Source organism: Mesorhizobium sp. M7A.F.Ca.US.014.04.1.1, assembly GCF_003998745.1.
GTDB classification, from domain to species: Bacteria; Pseudomonadota; Alphaproteobacteria; order Rhizobiales; family Rhizobiaceae; genus Mesorhizobium; species Mesorhizobium ciceri.
Window position 1 is genome coordinate 1 of sequence record NZ_RZRW01000691.1, and the last position, 2,727, is coordinate 2,727.

General features: G+C 65.7%; 2 protein-coding genes and 1 pseudogene. All 3 read right to left on the reverse strand.

Annotated elements, in window-relative coordinates:
• Nucleotides 1-55 precede the first annotated feature (55 nt).
• A complete protein-coding gene (locus tag EOA22_RS30015) occupies nucleotides 56-1,444 on the reverse strand; it encodes a pitrilysin family protein (RefSeq protein ID WP_063167722.1) in 1,389 nt (462 codons plus the stop codon).
• A 135-nt stretch (nucleotides 1,445-1,579) separates the two neighbouring features.
• On the reverse strand, nucleotides 1,580-2,134 hold the full coding sequence (gene rsmD, locus EOA22_RS30020; RefSeq protein WP_024504838.1) for a 16S rRNA (guanine(966)-N(2))-methyltransferase RsmD: 555 nt from the start codon (nucleotides 2,132-2,134) through the stop codon (nucleotides 1,580-1,582).
• Nucleotides 2,131-2,727, reverse strand: a pseudogene (locus EOA22_RS30025) (RNA pseudouridine synthase); the annotation flags it as partial. The gene rsmD and the pseudogene EOA22_RS30025, both read right to left, overlap by 4 nt.

A 2,727-nucleotide genomic window follows, 5' to 3' on the forward strand; every position in this document is an offset into this window, starting at 1 on the left:
GCCCCGAAGCGGCCGGATGAGGGGGCTGCCTCGCTCACGGGGATCGAATTCATCATCAATTCCCCGCCTGTTGCTGCGGCAAGAGATAGCCGGTCGTCGACCGGGCGAGCACCAGATAGCGCGCGGCGACCGCCTTGACCTCGTCTGCGGTGACCTTGCGGATGCGGTCCGTCCATTGCTGGACGTCCTGCACATTGCCGCCGGTGGCCAGCGTCGAACCGTAGATGTTGGCCATGGAATCCTGCTTGTCGCGGGCAAAGATCATCGACCTGACATAGCGGTCCTTGGCCTTTTCCAGTTCCGATGGCGTCACGCCATCCTTGACGATGCGCACCACCTCCGCATCGACTGCCGCTTCGACGTCGGAAATCCTGGCATCGCCGCGCGGCGCGCCGTAGACGGTGAAGTTGGTGTCGTCGAGCATGGTGCCCTGGAAAAAGGCGCCGGCGCTGGATGCGATACCTTGCTGGACGACAAGCGCCTGGTAGAGCCGGCTGCGATTGCCGCCGCCGAGGATCTCCGCCAAGAGGTCGAGCGCTTCCGCCTCGCCCGGCTTTCCCGAATGATAGGACGGCACCACCCATTGCGTGGAAAAGCTCGGCACGCTGACGCGGGCATCGGAGAGCGTGACCGTGCGCTTGGTGTTCTGCTCCGGCTCGACCGGGCGGATGCGGGGCGGCAGATCGGGGCCGCGCGCCACCTTGCCATAGGTCTTTTCGGCCAGCGCCCGCACCGTGTCCGGTTCGACATCGCCGGCGACGATCAGCACGGCGTTATTGGGCCGGTAGTATTTGTCGTAGAAGGCGGTGGCGTCGACGCGGTTCAGCTGCTGCATCTCCTGCATCCAGCCGATGACCGGAATGCGATAGGGCTGGTTCTGCCACAGCGTCGCATCGACCTCCTCGTCCAGCACAGCCTCGGGGCTGTTGTCGATACGCGAGCGGCGCTCCTCGAGGATGACGTCGCGCTCGGTCTTGATGACATCATCGGTGAGGATGAGGTTGCGCATGCGGTCAGCCTCGAAGCTCATCATCAGCCCGAGTGCCGACGGCGCCACCGTCTCGTGGAAAGCGGTGTAGTCATAGGAGGTGAAGGCGTTGTTGGATCCGCCGATATCGGAGACGGCGCGGTCGAACTCGCCGGCCGCATGGTTGGTCGTTGCCTTGAACATCAGATGTTCGAAGAAATGCGCGATGCCGGATTTGCCGGGCGGCTCGTCGGCGCTGCCGATCTTGTACCAGACCATGTGGGTGACGATCGGCGCACGGTGGTCGGGAATGACGACCACCTCCATGCCGTTGTCGAGCAGGAAATCCGTGACCTTGAACTCGGCCGGAACCGTGTTGGGCAAGACGGGGCTCTCGGCCAGCACTGGGCTGGTCGTGACAAAAGCCAAGGAGGTCGCCAACAGCGTTCCCCGCAGCCATTCAATCCTGGATGTCATCAACGGCTCCGGTTCTGTCGACAGACGATAGGCAAGGTGCTGGCGACAAGCAAAGTGATTTGTTGATCATGTTGCCGGCAAAGGCGGCGGCAAAGAGGCCGGCCCATGGATGCCCGGCCAAGGATACGAGGCGTATCAGGCCGCCTCGATGAAGCGGATGACGGTCTCGCCATAGTTGCGTTCGTCCAGCACCGAAAAGCCGGGGCCTGGCTCGAAGGACGCCACCGCGGCCTCTTCGACCACGCACAGCGCGCCGGGGCGAAGCCAGCCGCCGGCTTTGGCCGACTGCAAGGCGCGCTCGCCAAGGCCCTTGCCATAGGGCGGGTCGGCGAAGACAAGGCCGAACGGCGCCAGCGTGCCGGCCTCGCCGAGGCCGGTGGCATCGCGGCGGAAGATCTTGGTGCGGCCGGTGAGCCCGAAGGCCTCGACATTGTCGCGGATCAGGCCACGGCCTTCCGCCGATTCCTCGATGAAGACACCGTAGGAGGCACCGCGCGACAGCGCTTCCAGTCCCAGCGCGCCGGTGCCGGCGAACAGGTCGAGCACGCGTGCCCCGTCCAATTGCTCGGCAAAGCGATGCGCCAGCACGTTGAAGACCGCCTCGCGGGTACGATCGGTCGTCGGACGGATGGCGCTCGAGCGCGGCGTCGCCAACGGACGCCCGCGAAACTCACCGCCGACGATTCTCATCTCGCTTTGGGGCCTCGGGGACCGTTGCGCGGACGCTCACCGCCGCCAGCCCCGCCCGGACGTTCGCCGCGCGGCTTGCCGAACGGCTTTGCACCGGCCGGTTTGCCATAGGTCGGTTTGAACGAGGCCTTGCGCGCCTTGGCGTCAGCCGCCTTGGCGGCGTCAGCTTCGGCCCTGCCCTTGCCGATCGGTCGCGCGCCTGGCGCCATCCAGACATTGGCCTTGCGCTGGCCGGGCGGCTCGATCGGCCGCTGCTCGCGCTCGGACTTTTTGCCACCGCCCGGCTTGCCACCAAAAGCACCACGCGGCTTGTCGCCGAAGCCACCGCGCGGTTTGTCGCCGAAATTGCCGCGCGGCTTGTCGCCAAAGCTGCGTTCGGGACGCGGGGCGCGTTCGCCAAAACTCTTCTCAGCGTTTCTGTCGGGGCTTGTCGACAGTTTGCCCAGAGCCTCATCGCGGCTGCCTTCGCGGCGCTTGCGATTCTTGATCAACCCGCCCTCGCCGATCGGGCGGCGCTCGCCATCGCGGGTGAATTTCGGCCGTTCCGGCTCCGGCTCGCGAACTTCGGTGCGCCGCACCGGCTTGTTGGAAAA

Coding starts and splice junctions, on each gene's coding strand:
- EOA22_RS30015 (WP_063167722.1), bottom strand. CDS start 1,444: ATGACATCCAGGATTGAATGGCTGCGGGGAACGCTGTTGGCGACCTCC.
- rsmD (WP_024504838.1), bottom strand. CDS start 2,134: ATGAGAATCGTCGGCGGTGAGTTTCGCGGGCGTCCGTTGGCGACGCCG.